Raw genomic sequence first — 20,510 nt, forward strand, 5'->3', positions numbered from 1 at the left:
TACTCCTGATGCCTCTTATATTTGGAACCTTAATACACATGAGTATATAGAATGCTAGGAAACTTAGCGGCACTTGACGTAGGAATAATACTTGCATATATGCTTGGGTGTCTCCTGGTGGCATTTTGGAAGTCAACGGAGATCAAGACAATCAGGGACTATACGCTTGGCGATGGTTCTGTCTCAACAGTAGTTTTGATTTGCACAATATTTGGGACATACCTAAATGCTAGCTCTACCATAGGTACGGTGGAGATGGTATATACTATGGGGCTATTCTTTGTTGTCGCCAAAATTTGTAGTGTACTTGTATGGCCTATAACTGCAAGGATATACGTAAACGTTGAGCAGTTTCAAGGTTGTCTGTCAATAAGCGATATCATGTATGTGTTGTATGGAAGCTTTGGAAGGTGGATTACAACAATTGCGTCAGTAATTTTGTCTGTAGGTATTATAGCCGCACAAGCTATTGCTATAGGATACATGTTTGACTATTTTCTGGAAATAGGACAGTTTGCGGGGATATTAGTTGGGATGGGGGTGTTGACTGTTTACTCTGCCTTTGGAGGAATTAGAGCGATAGCCATGACGCATGTGCTGCAGTTTGTGGTGTTCTACGTCGCTATTCCAACAGCTTGTTTCTTTGCACTAAAGGATGTAGGTGGAATGGAGAGTTTATATCAAAAGCTTCCAGAGAGTCATGTTACATTCAACTTAGAAGGTGAAAAGTGGTTGTATTTTTTAAGCGTGTCTATTTTGTTATTACCATTAAACAGTCCCCCGTTTATTCAAAGGTTTTTAATGTCCAACAACACACGGCAATTGTCCAAAGCACTGCACATCATAGGGTTTTTGCACTTACCATTGTTGCTGACGATTTGCATGATAGGATTTATAATCCGCGTACAAATGCCAGAGGTCCAGTCGAATGTGGCGTTTATGGTGTTTATGGACAAATACCTGTGTACCGGAATTAAGGGTTTGATGATAGTTGGGATGATAGCGGTGATGATGTCTACGGCAGATTCATTTTTAAATACTGCATCCATTCTCTGTGCTCATAATGTTGGGAAGGGATTGTATCCAGGTATGAACGATGAGCACCAGTTGTCGTTAGCACGTTTTTCAGCTTGTGTGATAGCTGGGATGGCAATAGTGATAGCAACAAGTAGAAGTGGGATTGTGGAGTTACTATGGTGGATACGTAATTTTTGGGAGCCGATTATCTTGGTTCCGATGATAGCAGGTTTCTTGTCGTTTAGGACGCATCCTAACTCGTTCAGGGTCTCCTGCTGTACTGCGATTATGTTTGTATACGTCGGAAGCTATATAGATGGTAAATTGGCGACCGTTAGCATTGTCCTGGGCATAGTTGGTAGCGCGATAGGCTTCTTTGGAGCCCACTATTTACAATTATGGTTTGGAGTGGAAATGCCGAAGCTGGATGAGAAGCTGTTGAAAAAAAGTAAACAAAACGTATTCAAATATGACATATGCTAGGAAACTTAGCGGCACTTGATGTATTCATCATAGTTGCATATATGGTTGGGTGTCTCCTGGTGGCTTTTTGGAAAGCCACTGAGATCAAGAACATAAGAGAATACACGCTCGGCAATGGTTCAGTGTCGACTTTTGTTCTGGTGTGTACAATATTTGCGACCTACCTAAGTGCTAGCTCTACCATTGGTACAGTCGACAAGGTATATGCTATGGGCATCTTCTTTGCTCTCGCTAGGATTGGTGGTGTTCTTGTGTGGGCTATAACCGCAAAGATATTTTGTAATGTAGAGCAGTTCCAGGGTTGCTTATCCATCAGTGACATAATGGACGTGCTGTATGGTAGGGTTGGTAGGTGGATCATTACAGTCGCCTCTATAGCTTTATCTGTCGGGGTAATAGCAACTCAGGCGCTCGCTATAGGGGATATGCTTGACTACTTTGTAGGTATAGGCCGATTCCCTGGTATTTTAGCAGGTATGGGAGTTCTGATAATTTACTCTGCCTTTGGAGGAATTAGAGCGGTAGCGTTGACGGACGTGGTGCAGTTTATAGTGTTCTACGTTGCGATTCCTACAGCCTGCTTTGTTGCCTTACGAGACGTAGGTGGCATAGTGAGTTTATATCACAAGCTACCGGAGACTCACGTGACATTGAATTTGGAAGGCGAGCGCTTGTGGTCTTTTTTAAGTATGTCGGTGTTTTTGCTGCCGTTCAATGGAGGCTCCTTTGTTCAAAGGTTTTTAATGTCCAACAACACACGGCAATTGTCCAAAGCACTGCACATCATAGGGTTTTTGCACTTACCATTGTTGCTGACGATTTGCATGATAGGATTTATAATCCGCGTACAAATGCCAGAGGTTCAGTCGAATATGGCGTTTATGGTGTTTATGGACAAATACCTGTGTACCGGAATTAAGGGTTTGATGATAGCTGGAATGATAGCTGTAATGATGTCTACGGCAGATTCATTTTTAAACACTGCATCCATTCTCTGTGCTCACGATGTTGGCAAGAGGTTATATCCAGGTATGAGCGACAAACGGGAGCTGTTGTTGGCTCGTCTTTCAGCATTGGTGATAGGACTGATGGCTGTGGTAATAGCCGGTAATGCTGAAGGAATCTTGGAACTATATTGGCTAATATATAGTTTTTGGGATCCGATTACTTTGATTCCGATAGTGGCGGGTTTTTTGTCGTTTAGGACGCATCCTAACTCGTTTATAGTCTCCTGCTGTACTGCGATTACGTTTGCATGCGTCGGAAGATACATAGATGGTAAATTTGCGACCGTTAGCATTGCCCTGGGCATAGTGGGCAGTGGAATAGGCTTCTTTGGAGCCCACTACCTACAGCTATGGTGTGGGGTAAAAATGCCGAAGATCGACGAGAAGCTATTGAAAGAAAGGGAGGAGGGAAGCCTTAAGTACACGACATGCTAGGGAACTTGGCGGCACTTGATGTAGGAATAATAGTAGCGTACTTGGTTGGCTGTTTGGTAGTAGCATTTTGGAAGGCCAGTGAGATTAAGACAATCAAGGAATACACACTTGGCAATGGTTCTGTATCAACGGTAGTATTGGTTTGTACAATATTTGCTACGTATTTGAGTTCAACTTCCACAATTGGTACGGTGGAGAAGGTTTACTCTCTTGGCATGTTGTTTGCTATTGGAAGGGTGGCAGGTGTTTTGGTGTGGCTGTTGATGGCCAAGATCTTTACGAATGTTGAACAGTTTCAAGGCTGCCTAACGATTAGCGATGTGATGTATGAACTGTACGGGAGTGCTGGTAGATGGATTGTTGCGGTAGCCTCCATATTCTTATCGGTAGGGATCATAGCGGCACAAGCACTTGCGATGGGGCACATGTTTACTTACTTCCTGGGTATAGGGAAGTTGGCTAGTATTGTGATAGGAGTGGCTGTTTTGACGATTTATTCAGCGTTTGGAGGGATTAGGGCAGTTGCACTAACGGATGTTGTACAGTTTGTGGTGTTTTACGTGGCAATACCCTCTGCTTGTCTGTTTGCCCTACATGATGTAGGGGGCCTAGGCGGTTTATATCAAAAGCTTCCAGAGTCCCACGTGACATTAAACTTAGAAGGTGAAAGGTTGTGGTTTTTTCTAAGCTTATCGATATTTTTGCTGCCGTTTAATGGAGGCTCCTTTATACAAAGGTTTTTAATGTCGAATAATACGAAGCAGCTGACAAGGGCGATGAAGATCATAATGTTTTTGCACTTGCCATTGCTACTGATGATATGCCTGATTGGTTTTATTGTACAAGCGCAATCGCCTGGTCTTGATCCAAGATTTATATTTATGACATTTGTAGATAAATATTTATGTACTGGATTGAAGGGTTTGATGATAGCTGGGATGATAGCGGTGATGATGTCTACAGCGGATTCGTGGTTAAATACGGTATCTGTGGTTTGCGCGCATGATATAGCGAAGAGATGGATACCGAGTTTAACGGACAGACAAGAGTTATTGATAGCAAGGTTATCGACGATGTTGATAGGAGGGATGTCGATAGTATTAGCGTTTCATGCGGTTGGGATAGTTGAGCTATCGTGGTTTGTGAGGAATTTTTGGAATCCATTGACATTTGTACAAATCACTGCGGGGTTCTTAGGTTTTAGGACGAACGGAGTGACGTTTGTAATGTCATGTATTATGGGCATAGTGGGTACGTGTGCTGGAGGATACATGGTTGGGGGGCTTGCTACCATAAGTGTCGGGACGGGAATCATAGGCAGCGCGGTAGGGATGTTTGGAGCTCACTACTTACAGCTATGGTGGGGGGTAAGAATGCCAAAGCTGGAGGAAAAACTGTTGAAAACCCGGGTCAGAGTATAATGATATGCAGTGCTGTACATTGATTTTGAAGTGCTAATAAATCGGCAACCAACCCATCTTTTTTCTTCTCTTGTTGTGAGGTAGCCAACGCACCCGATCTGGTCTCAAAACAATGTATTGTTTTTCAATGGTTAAGACATTATTAACAAAGGTGATGTATTATAGTATAAATTGTACATCTATTAGGCATCAAGTATGATATCAAATACACAACTTGAAAGTTTTTTTAAGCACTTTGAGATATTTCGTCAAGAAAACGAGCGTATGATTGCAGAGATAGCAGAGAAATTAAGCGCTCCGGAGTTGCAGGAGGAGTACTTAAATAAGGGTTTTCGGAGCAATTTTAGAGGGAATAAGGAGTTACAAGAGCGCCAACCCAACAGAATGGACAGACTTTCACAGAACATCTCTGAAGTCCTTGGAACAAAAGAAAAGAATGAAAAATTGGAGCGTGAGACTCTGATTGAACACAATGAAGGGTTTCTGAAATTAAACCATGCTTTGGCCGATTTGATAACGCTTTCAGATCACAGCTTACTTGATCACCATAATGCGGCATACAATGAGGGCTTTAAAGACATCATTATGAAAAAGGAAAGTGAACGCACCCCTCTCGAAGCAGGAGTGGTCCGCGCCGCTACAAGCCTACTGAAGCCCGAGGAGATATATGACCATATTCGAGCAAATACTACAGTACGTGAAGTAATATCAGATATTATGAGGTCTCCATTTACACAGCTTACGATACGTCTTGGTTTGAAGCATGAGCATGACGTACAAGCAATGGAAGTAAGCCGTGAGGAAAGCTTAAAAATGATTCCACAAGGGCTCGGTTTTTTGACAGAACGTTTTGGAGTATTACCTAATATTCAAAAAAGTCTAGAACACACAAATATCGTTGAAGGCATAGAACGTGTGGCTCACGACATAGGAAAGATACATCCACAACCTACACCAATGCCTACAGGTCCTGAGGCGAATCATGCAGGGCTTTCTAGAGGCTAATGATGTATCGGTAAAAAGTGGACTCTTAGGTTATGGTATGATATAAGCAGGCCAGTTTTTAATCGACTAGTGTCTGTAGTACACCGTATGATCAACAATATCTCCGGCTTTCCTGAGCTGCTGCCTAACGAGCAAATTGCGTTTGATAAAGTCGTTAATATTACAAAAGCTGTATTTGAATCATATGGTTTTACACCGCTTGAGACTTCCGCTGTGGAGAGGGTGGATACCTTGTTATCAAAAGGGGGGGATCATGAAATATACGGGCTATACAGGCTTGCGGACAAGGAAGGGAAGTCTAAAAAGGAGCTTGCTTTACGTTTTGATTTAACTGTACCATTGTCAAGGTATATAGGGCAAAACTTTGGGCATCTAACGTTTCCATATCGCAGGTATCAAATCGCCCCTGTATGGCGTGGAGAACGTCCCCAGACAGGGCGGTATAGACAGTTCTATCAATGCGATATAGACATTATTGGCCATGAAGTCTTAGACCTTGCGTATGATGCAGAGATACTGAAAGTTGCGTATGATGCCTTGAAGGCAATTGGCTTAAAAAACTTTGTGATCAATATCAACAACTGCAATTTGTTACTAGGGATAATGAATGTTGTAGGTGTACCGCAACAAACTCGTGCATATGTTACTCGTATCATAGACAAGATAAAGAAGATACCATATGCAACATTCGTTGATGAGCTACTAATTCGGGGATTATCTAAAGAACAAATTGAGCAGCTGAGAGGGATGATACTGGAGGCAAGAAGTAACAAGGAGTGCATAAGTTATTTCAAGCAGTTTGCGCATGATGAAGTCTTAAAAAAGGGATTGGAGGAACTTCAAGAAGTCTTAGATACAGCCTACAGTTTTGGTTTACCTCAGAATGTTATATGTATAACACCAAGTATAGCGCGTGGACTAAATTACTATACCGGCACAATCTATGAAACTATATCCTTAGATCACTTAGAGTTGGGTAGTATTTGTGGTGGAGGTAGGTATGCAAATCTTGTCAGTACATTTGGAAATAAAACTTGCCCTGGTGTTGGAGTATCGATTGGTCTCTCAAGATTAGTGCTGGAGCTGATTAACAAGGGTGCAATTACCTCAAATACTCAAACGACTGCTGTGGTGCTAGTAACGGTCCAAAATCGCCAACTCTTAAACGATTATATCAGGATTACCGAGTGTTTACGGGCTGCTGGCATTAACACTGAGCTATATCTCTCCAACAACAGCTTAGGTGCACAAATGAAATATGCTGCTAAAAAAAGTATACCGTTTGTTGTGATTGCTGATAAAGCAGAGCTTGAATCAAACATGGCTATACTACGTCGCATGGAAACGGGGGGGCAACAAACTTTGCATATTGAAGAGCTAGCTGGGGCTTGTAGCGGACATGGCAATCCTATTGTGACTCAACTTTAGTCCACTTATAGCGTGGTTTATATTTTAGGAAAAGTTGTTCATGTACTCGTCTGTCGTTCATATTGGGAGTCATGTTAAGTACTGACGAGATACGTTTGACAATCTTTCCGACAACAGGGGATGCAATCGCACCACCAGAAAGCTGACCACCGTTGTATTCATTTCGTTTAGCTTCGTCTATCATTATGAACACCAAGTACTGTGGGTCATATATTGGGTAGGCAGCAACGAATGAAGATAGGTTCGCATTTTTACTATACTTATTACCAATGATTTTTTCTGCGGTACCAGATTTGCCACCGACGAAATATCCTTTAACCTCAGCGCTTCTTCCAGATCCACTTGTCACAACAAGGCGCAATAATTTGCGCATTAATAGTGAAGTATTGGGATCTATGAGTCGTGAGGTTCGATCGGTAGCTGGAGATGCTTCTGCCTTACTTTTAAGTAAAGTAGGCTTGACAAGTATACCTTCATTGATGATTGAGGCAAAAGCCTGGGCCATATGCAGTGGAGTAAAGGCTATACCATGCCCGTAACTGATAGTCACCAGGCTAACCTCATTCCAGCGTTTCAAAGATGGATACTGTGGAGATCCCACTTCCGGCAGCTCTATTGAGAGTTTATCAAGTAAACCAAACCGTTTTAAATATTCTCGCTGTTTTTTTACCCCTATCAAGGTAGCAATTTGACCAGTACCTATGTTAGAGGAGTACATTAAAATCTCTGGAACAGATAGCTCCCCTCCTTTTCCTTTGTAATCGTGTATCTTAAATTTTGCTACCTGTAGAGGTGCCGATACGTTAAAGCCGTCATTAACAGTCACACAGCCTATATCCAATGCAGAAGCGGTGGTAGCAAGCTTGAGAACTGAGCCGATTTCATAGGTACCAAGGCTAATTTTGTTAAATCTCTCCTCTTCACTTGCTTCATCTACGTTGTGTGGGTTAAAGTCCGGCAAACTTACCATCGATAAAATTTCACCGCTTTTAGCGTGCATGACAAGACCAGCTCCTCCAATTGCTTCATTTGCTTGTATTGCCTCTTCCAACTCTTCGTGCACTATACTTTGTACTCTGCTGTCCAAAGACAATTGGAGCGGTTCTTGTGGTGAACCTGCTAGTCTTTTGTCAAAATACAGCTCAACTCCTGATAAACCACCTCCATCAATACCGGTAAACCCAAGTACGTGAGAAAAAAGATTGGTGTGAGGGTAAACACGTTTTTCATCGTTGATAAAGTAAAGTCCAGGTATACCAAGATCATGCACTTTCTGTTGTTCTTGAGGAGTAAGGTGCCTTTTTATCCACGAGAAATTTTTGTTGACTCTAAGTTTGGATAATATGCTATTTTCCTTCATCATAGGAAAAATTTGCGACAACTGTTTTGCAGCTTGGTATACGTCCAGCAACTCTCTTGGATTAGCGTACAAGGATGCTGTAGTGATGTTCGTGGCAAGAATCTCACCATGTGCATCTATTATGTCGGCCCTTAAAACTCTGAAATCTTCTGTACTCTCTTTGTTGTGAAGTTTGACATCATCTCTAGACAACAATGACAGATGAAATATTCTTACCACCAATAACAAAAATATCGCAGATATTCCGATTGTCATAACAAACAATCGACCGCGAAATACGGCAACTGCGTATTCTAAATTTCTTGTTCTCGTCTTCTCCAAAATGCGGAGATCATGTTGTTTGGTTGTTAGTTTCATCTCTTCTTGGCTTAGTATTTTTGTTTTGCTCCTCCACTGCATCTATTTGTTGGCTGATCATTTCAATATCATTCAAATCGGCGTTGATGATATTAGACGGCTCTACCACAAGCAATTTCAGCTCCTTAAGTACAGAGTTCGGTGTATTTTCCATAAGATTTTTGGGCTGTGTCAAATAAGACCACTCAGCTTTTAAAATGTGTATGTCTTCATGCGCTTGAAATATCTCTGCTTCAACGCGTTCTAACTCTTTTTGCAGTAATTGTACTCTGTGCTTAGCGGTAAAGAGTAGGCATGATGCAACCAATAGTAGAAGTAAAATAGATACTCTATAAGGTGTAAGGGAAAACACTGGCTGTCTTTTTCTTCGCTCTTGCATCAGGACACCCTTTGTATTGCTCTTAGTTTAGCCGACCTAGCTCTAGGGTTGGCCTTAACTTCGTTTTGCGTTGGATGCACCACTCCTTTGACTACTAGTGCAAACTTCTTGTTGCCTACATCTTCTGGCTCCTGGAACTGGCGATACTTATTTTCATGGACACGTTTACCACATGCTTTTACAAATATGTCCTTGACTATTCCATCTTCCAATGAGTGAAATGTAACGACAACTACCTTACCACCGACCCTTACAAGATTTAATGCTAGATCGATGCCTCTTGTAAGTTGTCCCATTTCATCGTTGACGATAATTCTAATCGCTTGAAACGTGCGTGTTGCAGGGTGAATAGAGTCATGGTAACGTCCCACAGATTGCACAATAATGTCAGACAGTGCTTTGGTCGTTTCTATAGGAGAGGATTGACGCGCGTTAACAATATAGTTTGCAATCTTACGACTCTTTCTTTCACCTCCGTATGTGAAAATGATATGAGATAACTCCTGTTCAGTATATCGATTTACCACGTCATATGCAGTAAGCTGATTGTCTGTGTTCATTCTCATGTCTAGTTTGCCTTCATGAGTAAATGAAAATCCCCTATGACCTGTACTGAGCTGCATGCTTGAAACACCAACGTCAAACACTATACCATCTAGATTATTGTCTGGGATATTCGGTATCGCTTGATTTAACTCGCCAAATTCACCGTGTACAAATTTAAAACGACTAGAATATTTAAGTATTAAGGGTTCAGCGTATATTTTTACGTCACTGTCCCTATCAAGCGCATATACAAAGCAGTTTGCATGATTTAATATAGCTTTGGAATAGCCACCAGCACCAAAAGTAGCATCGATATAGGTCATACCATCTTTTGGACTTAAATATTGCAGCATTTCTTGTAGTAAGACTGGTATGTGGCTTTCCATGTTACAGTGCCTCTTTTAACTCGCGTTCTCACTTTTCAAAGCGTATGGCTTAAGCACTATCCTTTCTTCCATTGCATAAGTTCTGGATTCCTGATAATGCTTTGCAAAGGACTCAGAAGACCAAATTTCAAAAGTGCGTCCCTTTCCTACGAATGTAGCATCTTTCTTGATAGTGGCGTATTTTAAGAGTTTGTCAGATAGTGTGACTCGTCCCTTGCTATCTATGGTTAGCTTTTCACATCCTCCTAAAATAGCTGTTTCCAACGCGTCTCGTTTTGAAGAAAATATATCAAGATTCTCTATGTACCCCTGCAGCTCTAGTAGTCGAGCTCCTGTACATACTTCAATAGCCTCGTGAATGAAGGACTGATATGCATATACGACGGGTATTGCACTATTCTCAATAAGGGTTCTGAACGTCATTGGAATAGACAATCTGCCTTTATCGTCTAATTTGCTTTCATACGAGGAAACAAAGATGTCCATTATAGACTGTAACAAGTTGATGTAATTAATGTCACTTTACACCATTTGAACTAAAAAATATAGTGCTTTTTGGGAAGGAGTGGGATAATGTGGGCCAGTAATTTAATAACAAGTTTATAGAAATGGCACTAGCCACATATGCATCAAATGAAGCAAAAAGTCTAGGAAGGATGTTTGTGGAGACATCTAACAGCTACTACTCCGTTTACCAACTTGATCGTGAGCGTATAGTGCATGCACTGGCATTTCGGCGTTTGGAGTATAAAACTCAGGTTTTTATCAACTACCTAGGGGATCACTATAGGACGAGACTGACACATACGTTGGAGGTGACTCATATTGCAAGGATCATCGGCAAAAAGCTTAAACTCAATCAGGATTTGATCGAATGTATAGCGCTCGCTCATGATTTAGGACATCCACCGTTTGGTCATTCTGGTGAAGGTGCCCTACAGGAAGTGACTAAAGAGTTTGGTGTAACTTTTGAGCACAATGCCCAGGCCCTAAAGGTTTTGACGTTTCTTGAAAAACGATACTTGGACTTTAATGGCCTAAATAGCAGCTGGGAAGTGTTAGAGGGATTAGCTAAGCATAATGGTCCTTTGCAAGATATTACTGCTTTGCCTGAGGTTTACAGGACGCTTGATGCAGCGCTGAGTCTCAAGTTGCATACATTTGCCTCACTGGAAGCGCAAGTTGCTTCTTTAGCTGACGACATCGCGTATCTTTGCCATGACATAGACGACGGTATTAGGGCGGATTTCTTCGCCCTTAAAGAATTAGAGGAGGAAGTACCGGCGTTGAAAGATTTGTGGCACGATTCCAAATTACATCATTTAAAGACAAGCAGCGATATGGTAAAAAATGAGCGTATAGACAAGCTGCAGCAGTATTTAATTTCAAACTTGGTTCTTGAAACAGAAAGGAAAATCGCTTTTAATAACATTAAAACAGCTGATGACATTCGACTACAACAAGCACCTGTGGGGTCGTTTTCAGATGAGGTACAGCGCCTTTGTATTGATTTAAAGGGATTTTTAATGAACAGAGTATACAGGCACTACAAGGTCAATCGTATTGCATCGAAAACAACCAGAATGATCAAGGACATGTTTTACGAGTTTATGGAAAATCCAAACTGTTTGCCTACGCTATGGTATGAGAAGGTGAAGGGCGCGGAGGAGGGTGAAAGAGCACTTGTCATTACGGATTATATCGCGGGGATGACGGATCGTTACGCTGTTGAAGAGTACAAGAGGCTTTTTGATCCTTTGCTTTATTAAGAGTGATTTGTAGCGGACAATGTCATTAACAATAACATATCAAAATGCAGATGTTGTAAGACATTGTGAAAAAGCTGCCAAGGTCTTGCAAGCGATTAAGGACCGAAAAGCATACGACTTGGAATACCAGCTATTTGATTCATCGCTGCAGCGCATATATGGTGAGCTAGAGAATCTAGGCCGACTGTCTGACGAAATTAAGGGGCACTATGATTATTTGATAATAATAGGGATGGGAGGAGCAATATTAAATGCCAAATCTGTACTAGGGATTCCTCATTCCTCTGATGTCGCAATTTTGACGATCGATACGCTTGATCCATGGGTATTGAATGCTATACGGCACCGGGTAGATCTTAATAAAACCGCGTTTCTTGTGATTAGCAAGTCTGGTGAGACTTTAGAAACAACATCATTATTGCTGACATGGATTGAGGTCTTGAAGAGGGCAGGGATACGAAACATTGGAAAGTGCTTTCATTTTATTACCTTGCCTGGGGATAATGCACTAAGAAAGATTGCACATGAGATGGGGAGCGTCACTTTGGAGCACGTACAAATCGGTGGCAGGTTCGCTACATTTAGCAATATTTCATTATTGCCTGCAATGGTTGCAAATATAGACGTTGTGGAGTTGTGCAATGGAGGGGAAGAAATATTAGCAGATTTCTGGAAGCACGAAATAGGGAGCAAGGTTTTTCAAGGTGCCTATTATCTATCAAGTTCCTACGACACTGGGCACGATATCTGCATTAATATGTCATACCTAGAAAGCTTGCGAGGGTATTTAGAATGGTCAAATCAAATCGTTGGTGAAAGTTTAGGTAAGTCCCGGTTTGGTATTACACCGATTGCTGGGAATGGTCCGCAAGATCAACACAGCCAACTGCAACTTTATTTGGACGGACCATCTAACAAGTACTTTAACATTTTGTATGCAAAAGACATTACGTGTGATGGTATTCCAAATATTCAATTTGAGGGTGCTGCTAAAGCGATTGATATTGGGAAGATTTTATCGATACAATATCAATCTATGTGTGACACGTTAAGCGAGCAGCAAATTCCTGTAAGACAACTCCTACTGGATAACCTAGGCGCTAAATCTTTTGGTGCGCTCATGATGTTGACGATTCTAGAAACCATTACTTTTGGACTTATGAGTGGTGTAAATCCATTTGGACAAGGAGCTGTTGAGAAACTGAAAGAGCGGGTAAACAAGGAGTGTTCAAAACCCACTCCTTAGGTTGGTATCAAACTGATTCGCAATTGGGTCGTTACAAGTCAAAAACTGCTTCCAATGTATCCGGAGCAACGCATATTTGATCTATCATGCACTTGTCTATTACAGCTTTGACGTCTGCCATAAATTCATGAGGATATACTCCATGACCCTTGGATGCGTTGTAGTGCATTTGAGCCAAACTTACAAAATTATCCAACCAAGCTTTTTGATTGTTGACTATGTAGTGCTCTGATTGATAGTGATGCTCTGGATGAAACTGTGTGGCAAATGCGATACCATTGGTATGTGCATATGACATTGAGATACCATCCTCTGATATAGCGCCTAGTTGAATGTTATTGCCGAGTTTTCCCGGAACAGCTGCAAAGTGATGGGCGGTATCTCCTTGAAACTTGATGTCTGGAAATTCACAGGTTTTCAATGCATAGAGTTGCTGTGTTTTTGTCATAGCTTGGTAGTGCGCCAACGTACCTGGTTTATAAATAATAGTATGTTGTCCACCTGCATAACCTTTGAGTGGATGAAGGTAACCATTGTGATGCAATACAAAGTGCTGAGCGCCTGCACATATACCAAGATAAGGTATGTATAGCTGAGATGTTTTCTCAAGCATCAGCTGATACATATGTTCAATACTTATGTCTGGAGACCATTCGCTCTTAGAAAACTCTAGCATCCCGGATGGGTAACTATCGCCTCCACCTGGATTAATCCAGGCGCTAAACTGGTCTAGGAAACTGTCTCCACCTTCCTCTATCATTTTCTTTGTCACTAAATGAAATTCTACATTTGAGTGGTGATGCGTAATTAATCTAGCTGCTGTATTGACTCCCGTTGACCAAAATCCTTCTCCATGACTGACACCTATATGCACTTTATCGTTAGATAATACAAGAGAAGCATTTGGTTTAAACAGAACAAAGAGTGGATCTTGTGATAGTGCAAGTACTGCATCTTTGACATTATTAGCTCGAAGGAGGCCGTCCACTACACTCTCGCCGGATGGCAAGATGATATCGACATTGTCGATTCGTGAGAGAATCTCTTCTCCTAGTTTAGTGATATGGTCCTTGGGGATGCCATCGTCTGCAATACAAGCGTACAGGAAAAGAACAGAGAAGCCATTATGGGTTGTTGCAGTAACGTTGAAGTTATGCTTGATCATATCGATGGCTAGGTCAAACTTGCCGGACAACAGTGCTAGATGTAAAGGGGTGAAGCCATACTTGTTAGTATGCTCGAGATTTCCAAAAGACTCTACGGTATTGAGTGTGTTGTTTTTGTCCAGAATCATTAACTCGGATTCTGTAAATTGACTCGCAACATTTTTTGTAATATCTGAAACATCTTTAGCCAAATTGAATATATCAAAGATCATATTAATCTGCATATAGGTCGCACCATTTGCGCGTAAATGTGTGGTGATCGCCTCTTGTGAAAACGAATTTGGAAACAATTTGCAGATTTCCATCATATCATATATGTTTGTGAGATGGTCACCTAAAAAAGACATGTAAGTTGATAGCAGTACATTAGTTTTAGCGCCTGCTGCAATCAGCTGTTTAACAATATCAAGATGTGACTCTTGCAAGGCTGTTTCTAGAACTGTTTCGCCGTCTTCATTGACATAGTTAGGATCTGCACCTTTGCTCAAAGCTAGATTTACTAGCGCTGATTGTTTTGCACTTACATAGTCAGGTATATACATACAAGCAAATTTCAGCAGTGTATTTGGTAAGAGTCCGTTTTCCAATAATAGTATAGCTATGTCCTGGTGAATCTGCCTTAATAAGAAGGGGTGATCAAACATTTTTGTAAATACAGCATTTAAGTCACATTTATGTTGTAACGCTATAGATATTAGTTCTTTTTGCCTTGTGATGGATGTTGCAATAGCATCGTCAGACATTAATGACCCTTTGTTATGGTAAGATAACAGTGGTCGCATCAGTTCTTCAGGTTGTGAGCTGATGGAAAATATATACTGCACCTTTTGTAGTAAAACTTGGTATACTGTGTTATCTGCATGAGCATATAATACCTTTCCATCATGAAAATTCATGATCACCATACCTTCCAACAGAGCATGAAGCATAACATTGTGGTCTATCCCTCTGGATAGTAGAAAGTCTGCTTCTGTAGGGATGATTTCGTATGATTTGGAGAGCGTTGAAATATTTGCGCCATTTGATATTAAAAAATCCACTAGATGATATTTCTGTTCAACAGAAATATCATCAGAAGTTCTGGATCGTACGCAGATTTGAAGAAGCAAATTTGGATTTACATATCTTAGTGCGATATCTAAATGTTCAAGAGACAACAACGACATTGGTAGTTTGATGTTCTGAATATTGTCGCTGGAGTAGCGTTTCAGAAGAAACTCAAAAGCTTTGATGTTGTTATGGCGCAAAGCAGACGAGATAAGCTCATCAAAAATATACGCATCAAAAGACATGTGTTCTAGAGCTGTATCAATGTCTATGTTTTTAGCGATAAGGCTGCGAAGGTTGTAAAGATCTATATATTTCATATTTTGTACTGTTTTGTGTTGTCGATATGCGTGTTATAACACACAGACGTTACAACAATATTACGCTGACCATGAAAATATCATGAAGTGTCTTCCCTTCTTCAGAGCCAAAAGCGCTGCAGACCAGGAATATAGCGAGCTTGAAAGAATGACTGACCACAACAAGTTTATACAAACACCTATCTGCACTTTCCATGTTCCCCATTCATTTCTATACTGAGGTCTGGAACAGGTGGTCACAAAGTCTTGACTTTGCTACATGGGATTTTTCTAGTGCCTGATCACCTTTGTGGTGTTTGATTTGGCTTTGTCTCTAGCAATTTGTCCCTCCATGTTTTTGCCACATTTGTTATCGCTGTGTGGTGCATTTCATACATCCAACTTGGCAGTTTTTTGAAAAATTCTTTAAATTTGTTGGTTCTTTCACCATATCTATGGTCGAATCCTCTTTCTTTTTCTCGCATCAAGTTCATCATGTTCTCAATACTTTGAGTTGCAGATACTACATTAGTATCAGATACTACATGAATATCTTTTGCCTTCTTATCTGGTAAGGCCTTACTCCATGTATTGAAGTCCGTCTTCTCCTTCCCTGATAACTTTGTCATCAATTTATTAAAGTATCCTGCCTGTCTCTGACCAATTTTCTCAATATCTGATATAAATTGTTCACCTATTGTATATGTGTGCTGCCCTCTATAACCCTCCCTATGATTGTAAAGTTCATTTTCTTGATGGTTTGTCACCCCCATCTTTTCTAACGCTTCCATCGCAACTTTGATGTTTTTCTCGTCTGGTGTTAATTCGTCTTTTTTATCCCTCATGTCTTTGTATGTATTGTTCCAATGGTATATAAAAAGCTCATTATCAAACTGGAAGCTAACTTTTCCATTTTTCTTAATAGGTCTAATCGATTGAGATATGACCTCTGTTAATACCTTTGCAATATCCTCTTGTTTAGGTACAGGTAGTTCAACTGCAGGTGTATCTTCTGTTGGATCCAGACTACTTACCTCAGGATCAGCACCTGTTTGGTTCTCCCATTTTTTCTTTCTGTCCAGACGCAGCTGGTCTCTGTAGTCACGCTCCTGCTCTTCTCCTTTTACCGGGACCGTGGGGACATGACCATTGCGCTCCTGATCCAATAATGTCTTTGGATAGTAATCCTCCGGCTCCCGGACCTTTGGAGTTGTTTCGCCTCCTTCTCCCATATATTCCCCCTTATTTATTAGTTAGATATCTCGATAATACTACTAAAAGATTAATATATGGTTACTGCAATACATGACGCAGTGCATTTGAAATGACACCTTGCTTAACTGGTGGGTCTGGGAGGAGTTGAACCTCCGACCTCACGCTTATCAGGCGTGCACTCTAACCACCTGAGCTACAGACCCATTTATATGATGAAGAACGGACTTAAAATACTAGCTTTTAATTGCAAACAACGGAAGTGGAACAAGAGTCTGTGCAAGAATCCGTCACTGATACAAACACTCTGTTCTTTACACCACGCCTAAAGGTTACATAACCGGAACACAGTGCATAAATAGTATGGTCGGTTCCAATACCAACGTTCTTACCACAGTGATATTTGGTACCCCTTTGGCGGACTATAATGTTGCCCGGAATGACCTTCTGACCACCACACTTTTTAAGGCCTAACCGTCTACCACGCGAATCGCGACCGTTTCTACTACTACCACCACCTTTTTTCGTTGCCATGTCTGTACCTATGAAACTATGAAATAAACTCCTGAATTCTTAAAACGGATACACATTGCCTGTGTCCATTCTTTCTACGGTAGTTATGTCTCCGCTTCTTCTTAAAGACTAACACCTTTTTAGACTTTTGATGAGATATGATCTCTGCTTTGACATGAGCGGAGTCTAAAAGGGGTGCTCCAACACGATCACCAATGGCCAATACATTGTCAAAAGTAACAACCGTTCCCACATCTCCATCGATACGCTCTATGCTTATTATATCGCCTACCTTGAGATGGTACTGCTTACTTCCAGTTTCTATTACAGCAAAGGTCATATTTGTACACGCTAACTTATCAAAATTCAAACAATAGTACATCTTCTACTACTCCCTCGCCAAAAAGTCAAACAGTAAATTGACTCTCAATGAGGTGGTAGATAAATAAAGTTCAGGCGTCAGTGATACAGCTTTTTCAGTGCTTCTAAGTCCTTAGTGATAACGACGTCAGTGAGGGCATTATCAGCTAAGAGTTCATGATCTTGCAATAATTTTGGTCCATCTACCTGTATTTCAGCGACTTGATAACCACGACTTTTCCAGAATTCTAGGTAATCTCTAACATCCATGTGCTTCGACATCATTGCGACTGACCACTCTTGTACTACTGTGAGGTTTGGTGAGCGTGCGATCAAATTGACTGCTCCTTTTACAGCCTCTGGTTCGGAGCCTTCAATGTCCATTTGCAACAAATTGATGGCTTGAACATCATTCAAAACATCATCTAACTTTACGGATTTGACCTGAATCTCTTGCGCTTCGCTTGTTACATCGTCCTGTCCTTCAATTACGTACGAGCCGCCTGTATTAGCTCCCTCATAACGCTTTGCTGCAAACCTTAACGTTGTGGCTTGAGAGTAAGCTGCCCTGTCAAAGACCTTCACATTATCGCAATCATTTAGGATAATGTTGCTTTTTAGGAATCTTAAAGTGTATGGGTTTGGCTCAAAGCAGTACACGTGACCGTTTTTCCCAGTCAATTTACTCATCTGTACTACGTGAAACCCAATGTGGCCACCTAGTGTTACTATGGTATCTCCTGGTTTTACTAATTTGTTTAGCAAATTCATTATGGGTCTCTCCCACTCCCTATTTTGGAGCAATATACGTGATACCCCTCCATCATTGAAATCAACCAAAATATTGTTACCGTTTCCATCGCGTATAACCATACCTCTTGGTCTTTCTAGTACAGCTAAATCTTGTGTGTCCAATTCATATTGTTCGTTGAGTACAGTTTTGCAGCGTTTATATTGTTTCCTATGAATGAGTTTATATCGACTGTTAATGAGTGAACACAGTCCCAGTATCAACAAAAAGGCACCAATGGCATATGATATTTTGCGTATATTCATGATCGATGTAAAGTAAGTAAAGATGATGCGCGCATCATATCGTGCAATGGGCAAATGTCAATCAAAAAGTTCCTATAGACAAGGCGCACGGAGCACAATGCTACTTAACGATTCATCTATGCTTGGACATACCTGATCGGATCTGGTATGCCTGCTGCCTTAAAGGCTTCCAGACGTAAATGGCAGGCTTGGCAGATACCGCAAGAAATGTCATCTACAGGATCGTAGCAAGTGATCGTATTTGAATAATCAACGCCTAGGCTTAGTCCTAACTTTATGATGTCGCGCTTGTGCATAAATTGAAGCGGTGCATGAATTATAAATTTTGCACCATCGCTTCCTGCTTTTGTACCAAGATTAGCACATGTTTGAAATGCTTCTACAAACTCTGCTCTACAATCAGGGTATTGACTGTAATCGATTTGATTGACTCCAATGAACACATCGCTAGCGCCAACAGTTTCGGCATACCCTATTGCATATGACAAAAAGATCATATTACGAGCAGGGACGTATGTTACCGGAATTGTTTGAAACTCATCGTCAATGCAGTTTTTTGGTACCGCGATGTCATCAGTAAGCGCAGAGCCACCAAATACTCTCAAGTCTATTCGTGCAATTTTGTGATGAACACTAAACTTCAACTTGCTAATTGCTTTCTTTGCTATCTCTATTTCTACTGAATGCCTCTGTCCGTAATCGAACGTAAGGCAGTGTAGCTGATATCCCTCTGAGTTTGCGATCGCTAAAACTGTGGATGAATCAAGGCCGCTGCTAAACAACACTACAGCTTTTTTCATAGACATGGCTTGAATGAAAAGTGTTTAGTATTATCCTTCATAAATCACGATATCTTTTTCCTAGGGTTATTTAACACATTAAAGATGCTGTTGTACCTGAGTTTGTCTGGAGACGCTACAACCTTTGGTGAAAATTTTGTAGTTTTTATCGCTTTCAATTTTTCAAAGCCGTGATCGAGAAGCTCTATCATGTGTGCATCTCTAATTTCTTGAGAGTTTGCTCCTAGTACTATGCCTATCAATCTGCCATGCTGTTTTTTTGCTACTGTGACCAAGTTAAACCCGGAAGCGGATGTATAGCCAGTTTTCAAACCTTCTGCTCCGTTGTACTTCCTCAAAACATAATTATGTCCTTTTATTCTTTTGCCTTGGTAGTGAAACTCTCGTTTGGAAAAGAGGTGATAATACTTGGGGTATTTTTTCATGAGTATTAACGCGAGTTTGCCCATATCTATAGCGGTAGTTACTTGCTTTTCATGATGTAGACCGTGCGCGTTCATAAAGTGTGTGTCCTTCATTCCAATCTGACTTGCTTTGATATTCATAATCCGTCTGAAGCTAGCTTCACTACCACCAATAGCTATACCCAATAGTTGTACAGCATCGTTTGCGGATTTGACTATAGCTGCTTCGATCAGTGTTTTGACGGACACCAGCTTTCCCACTTTTAGGCCTAATTTGCTTGGTGGTTGAGCTGCAACAACGGCTGGCACTTTTAGCATTTGATTCATTCTTAATTTTCCTTTATCTATTGCTTCAAATGTTAAAAGCAATGTCATCATCTTGGTAAGTGACGCGGGAAAACGGGTTTCATTAGCATTTTTAGCGTACAAGATCTGGCCAGTTTGAGAGTCAATGACAAGGCTAGCATATAACGGAGCATCTTCTATCTCAGATGTCCGTAATTTCTCAAATGCATGTGCCACATAACCAAGCTGTGTGGACATTATAAAAGATAATGCCACGAAAGAGGCTAAAAGGAATGTGTTTGAGGTACTCTTGCGATCAGTCATTGAGCCTCAAGAAACTCATTCCCCTTCTCCTTTGTGATTCCCGGTCCCCTCCTTTGTGATTCCCGGGAATCCATTTGCCTTTTCCAACAACTTCACAGACAACTTTTGCCCGAATTCTTTTCATTCCAATTAATTTGCGGACATACTACTATTATACCAATCCTCATTTTTAAATGATTCAAAACGGATTTTCTGAAACTCCCCT

General features: G+C 41.0%; 18 protein-coding genes and 1 tRNA gene. 7 read left to right on the top strand and 12 right to left on the bottom strand.

The window, feature by feature from the left end; all coding sequences use genetic code 11:
- Positions 1–51: 51 nt before the first annotated feature.
- The 5 genes from EDM53_RS04465 (at position 52) to hisS (ending at position 6,796) form a co-directional block, all read left to right on the top strand.
- On the top strand, positions 52–1,500 hold the full coding sequence (locus EDM53_RS04465) for a sodium:solute symporter family protein (RefSeq protein ID WP_130122465.1): 1,449 nt from the start codon (positions 52–54) through the stop codon (positions 1,498–1,500).
- The gene (locus tag EDM53_RS04470) at positions 1,494–2,942 is read left to right on the top strand and encodes a sodium:solute symporter family protein (RefSeq protein WP_130122466.1); all 1,449 of its coding nucleotides are present in this window, start codon (positions 1,494–1,496) and stop codon (positions 2,940–2,942) included. Before EDM53_RS04465 ends, EDM53_RS04470 begins: the two co-directional genes overlap by 7 nt.
- The gene (locus EDM53_RS04475; RefSeq protein WP_130122467.1) at positions 2,936–4,363 is read left to right on the top strand and encodes a sodium:solute symporter family protein; all 1,428 of its coding nucleotides are present in this window, start codon (positions 2,936–2,938) and stop codon (positions 4,361–4,363) included. The genes EDM53_RS04470 and EDM53_RS04475 overlap by 7 nt, the downstream gene beginning before the upstream one ends.
- A 195-nt stretch (positions 4,364–4,558) precedes the next feature.
- Positions 4,559–5,368: a hypothetical protein gene (locus tag EDM53_RS04480; protein ID WP_130122468.1), complete on the top strand. Its 810-nt coding sequence runs from the start codon at positions 4,559–4,561 to the stop codon at positions 5,366–5,368.
- 87 nt (positions 5,369–5,455) lie between these two features.
- Positions 5,456–6,796 (top strand): histidine--tRNA ligase, encoded by a 1,341-nt coding sequence (gene hisS, locus EDM53_RS04485; RefSeq protein ID WP_130122469.1) that lies wholly within the window; start codon positions 5,456–5,458, stop codon positions 6,794–6,796.
- On the opposite strand, the gene EDM53_RS04490 is transcribed toward hisS, so the two are convergent.
- Genes EDM53_RS04490 through EDM53_RS04505 form a run of 4 tightly spaced genes read right to left on the bottom strand, consistent with a single transcriptional unit; the run spans position 6,777 to position 10,310 of the window.
- On the bottom strand, positions 6,777–8,513 hold the full coding sequence (locus EDM53_RS04490; protein WP_207215478.1) for a peptidoglycan D,D-transpeptidase FtsI family protein: 1,737 nt from the start codon (positions 8,511–8,513) through the stop codon (positions 6,777–6,779). The two genes, hisS and EDM53_RS04490, sit on opposite strands and share 20 nt — an antisense overlap.
- Entirely contained in the window at positions 8,488–8,892 is a 405-nt protein-coding gene (gene ftsL, locus EDM53_RS04495) for a cell division protein FtsL (protein ID WP_130122471.1), read from the bottom strand. Before ftsL ends, EDM53_RS04490 begins: the two co-directional genes overlap by 26 nt.
- Complete coding sequence (gene rsmH / locus EDM53_RS04500) at positions 8,892–9,824, bottom strand: 16S rRNA (cytosine(1402)-N(4))-methyltransferase RsmH (protein ID WP_130122472.1); 933 nt, start codon at positions 9,822–9,824, stop codon at positions 8,892–8,894. Before rsmH ends, ftsL begins: the two co-directional genes overlap by 1 nt.
- Positions 9,825–9,839: 15 nt before the next feature.
- Complete coding sequence (locus tag EDM53_RS04505; RefSeq protein ID WP_130122473.1) at positions 9,840–10,310, bottom strand: division/cell wall cluster transcriptional repressor MraZ; 471 nt, start codon at positions 10,308–10,310, stop codon at positions 9,840–9,842.
- A gap of 122 nt (positions 10,311–10,432) precedes the next feature.
- On the opposite strand from EDM53_RS04505, the gene EDM53_RS04510 reads away from it, so the two are divergent.
- Entirely contained in the window at positions 10,433–11,593 is a 1,161-nt protein-coding gene (locus EDM53_RS04510) for a deoxyguanosinetriphosphate triphosphohydrolase (RefSeq protein ID WP_130122474.1), read from the top strand.
- A 19-nt stretch (positions 11,594–11,612) separates the two neighbouring features.
- Positions 11,613–12,839 carry a hypothetical protein gene (locus EDM53_RS04515; RefSeq protein ID WP_130122475.1) on the top strand — a complete coding sequence of 409 codons (1,227 nt, stop codon included), beginning with the start codon at positions 11,613–11,615 and terminating at the stop codon, positions 12,837–12,839.
- A gap of 31 nt (positions 12,840–12,870) precedes the next feature.
- On the opposite strand, the gene EDM53_RS04520 is transcribed toward EDM53_RS04515, so the two are convergent.
- From EDM53_RS04520 to EDM53_RS04555, 8 genes are all read right to left on the bottom strand, one after another.
- Complete coding sequence (locus EDM53_RS04520) at positions 12,871–15,372, bottom strand: glutamine amidotransferase-related protein (RefSeq protein ID WP_130122476.1); 2,502 nt, start codon at positions 15,370–15,372, stop codon at positions 12,871–12,873.
- A 281-nt stretch (positions 15,373–15,653) separates the two neighbouring features.
- The gene (locus EDM53_RS04525; protein WP_130122477.1) at positions 15,654–16,583 is read right to left on the bottom strand and encodes a hypothetical protein; all 930 of its coding nucleotides are present in this window, start codon (positions 16,581–16,583) and stop codon (positions 15,654–15,656) included.
- Between the two features lie 109 nt (positions 16,584–16,692).
- Positions 16,693–16,769, bottom strand: a tRNA-Ile gene (locus tag EDM53_RS04530).
- 37 nt (positions 16,770–16,806) lie between these two features.
- Entirely contained in the window at positions 16,807–17,097 is a 291-nt protein-coding gene (gene rpmA / locus EDM53_RS04535; RefSeq protein ID WP_130122478.1) for a 50S ribosomal protein L27, read from the bottom strand.
- A gap of 16 nt (positions 17,098–17,113) precedes the next feature.
- Positions 17,114–17,416, bottom strand: a complete 303-nt coding sequence (gene rplU, locus EDM53_RS04540) for a 50S ribosomal protein L21 (protein WP_130122498.1) — start codon at positions 17,414–17,416, stop codon at positions 17,114–17,116.
- A gap of 119 nt (positions 17,417–17,535) precedes the next feature.
- Positions 17,536–18,309: an FkbM family methyltransferase gene (locus EDM53_RS04545; RefSeq protein WP_165379643.1), complete on the bottom strand. Its 774-nt coding sequence runs from the start codon at positions 18,307–18,309 to the stop codon at positions 17,536–17,538.
- Between the two features lie 299 nt (positions 18,310–18,608).
- Positions 18,609–19,292 (bottom strand): 7-cyano-7-deazaguanine synthase QueC, encoded by a 684-nt coding sequence (gene queC, locus EDM53_RS04550; protein WP_130122480.1) that lies wholly within the window; start codon positions 19,290–19,292, stop codon positions 18,609–18,611.
- Between the two features lie 44 nt (positions 19,293–19,336).
- A complete protein-coding gene (locus tag EDM53_RS04555; RefSeq protein ID WP_130122481.1) occupies positions 19,337–20,305 on the bottom strand; it encodes a D-alanyl-D-alanine carboxypeptidase family protein in 969 nt (322 codons plus the stop codon).
- Between the last annotated feature and the right edge of the window lie 205 nt (positions 20,306–20,510).

It is taken from the genome of Rickettsiales endosymbiont of Peranema trichophorum (genome assembly GCF_004210275.1).
Taxonomy (GTDB): Bacteria; Pseudomonadota; Alphaproteobacteria; order Rickettsiales; family Midichloriaceae; genus RICK02.

What these genes read in the sequence shown, in the direction of transcription:
- EDM53_RS04465 (WP_130122465.1), top strand. Translation starts at nt 52, where the DNA reads ATGCTAGGAAACTTAGCGGCACTTGACGTAGGAATAATACTTGCATAT.
- EDM53_RS04470 (WP_130122466.1), top strand. Translation starts at nt 1,494, where the DNA reads ATGCTAGGAAACTTAGCGGCACTTGATGTATTCATCATAGTTGCATAT.
- EDM53_RS04475 (WP_130122467.1), top strand. Translation starts at nt 2,936, where the DNA reads ATGCTAGGGAACTTGGCGGCACTTGATGTAGGAATAATAGTAGCGTAC.
- EDM53_RS04480 (WP_130122468.1), top strand. Translation starts at nt 4,559, where the DNA reads ATGATATCAAATACACAACTTGAAAGTTTTTTTAAGCACTTTGAGATA.
- hisS (WP_130122469.1), top strand. Translation starts at nt 5,456, where the DNA reads ATGATCAACAATATCTCCGGCTTTCCTGAGCTGCTGCCTAACGAGCAA.
- EDM53_RS04490 (WP_207215478.1), bottom strand. Translation starts at nt 8,513, where the DNA reads ATGAAACTAACAACCAAACAACATGATCTCCGCATTTTGGAGAAGACG.
- ftsL (WP_130122471.1), bottom strand. Translation starts at nt 8,892, where the DNA reads ATGCAAGAGCGAAGAAAAAGACAGCCAGTGTTTTCCCTTACACCTTAT.
- rsmH (WP_130122472.1), bottom strand. Translation starts at nt 9,824, where the DNA reads ATGGAAAGCCACATACCAGTCTTACTACAAGAAATGCTGCAATATTTA.
- EDM53_RS04505 (WP_130122473.1), bottom strand. Translation starts at nt 10,310, where the DNA reads ATGGACATCTTTGTTTCCTCGTATGAAAGCAAATTAGACGATAAAGGC.
- EDM53_RS04510 (WP_130122474.1), top strand. Translation starts at nt 10,433, where the DNA reads ATGGCACTAGCCACATATGCATCAAATGAAGCAAAAAGTCTAGGAAGG.
- EDM53_RS04515 (WP_130122475.1), top strand. Translation starts at nt 11,613, where the DNA reads ATGTCATTAACAATAACATATCAAAATGCAGATGTTGTAAGACATTGT.
- EDM53_RS04520 (WP_130122476.1), bottom strand. Translation starts at nt 15,372, where the DNA reads ATGAAATATATAGATCTTTACAACCTTCGCAGCCTTATCGCTAAAAAC.
- EDM53_RS04525 (WP_130122477.1), bottom strand. Translation starts at nt 16,583, where the DNA reads ATGGGAGAAGGAGGCGAAACAACTCCAAAGGTCCGGGAGCCGGAGGAT.
- rpmA (WP_130122478.1), bottom strand. Translation starts at nt 17,097, where the DNA reads ATGGCAACGAAAAAAGGTGGTGGTAGTAGTAGAAACGGTCGCGATTCG.
- rplU (WP_130122498.1), bottom strand. Translation starts at nt 17,416, where the DNA reads ATGACCTTTGCTGTAATAGAAACTGGAAGTAAGCAGTACCATCTCAAG.
- EDM53_RS04545 (WP_165379643.1), bottom strand. Translation starts at nt 18,309, where the DNA reads ATGGTTATACGCGATGGAAACGGTAACAATATTTTGGTTGATTTCAAT.
- queC (WP_130122480.1), bottom strand. Translation starts at nt 19,292, where the DNA reads ATGAAAAAAGCTGTAGTGTTGTTTAGCAGCGGCCTTGATTCATCCACA.
- EDM53_RS04555 (WP_130122481.1), bottom strand. Translation starts at nt 20,305, where the DNA reads ATGACTGATCGCAAGAGTACCTCAAACACATTCCTTTTAGCCTCTTTC.